Source organism: Halomonas sp. ML-15, assembly GCF_014779595.1.
Taxonomy (GTDB): domain Bacteria; phylum Pseudomonadota; class Gammaproteobacteria; order Pseudomonadales; family Halomonadaceae; genus Franzmannia.
The window spans coordinates 2074434-2074730 of the sequence record NZ_JACXZT010000019.1; the positions used below are offsets into that span (position 1 = coordinate 2074434).

Sequence of the window (297 nt, forward strand, 5' to 3'; positions counted from 1 at the left end):
ATGCCAGGCCTCGATATGCGGCTCGATGCGCTGCGCGCCGCCCTCGATGGCGCGCCACATCAGGACCGTCTGCAGCAGCGCGTAGAGCGCCGGGAGCAGCAGCAGTCCGGAGAGCACGGTTTGCCACTGAGGCGCCGTCTGCCGGCTATCGGAGGCGAAGCGCGCGCCGGTGTAGAGGCCATAGCCGAGGATCAGGGCGCCGGCGATGTGGATCACCCGGTAGGACCAGGTCTCCATCGGGAGCACGTTGAGGGTGATCAGGTGGAACAGCGAGTAGGCCACGGCGAGACCGCCGAA

1 pseudogene is annotated in these 297 nt (G+C 68.0%); it reads right to left on the bottom strand.

Annotated features, from left to right (window positions below):
* A pseudogene (locus IEI94_RS22755) lies at positions 1-297 on the bottom strand (TRAP transporter permease); the annotation flags it as partial.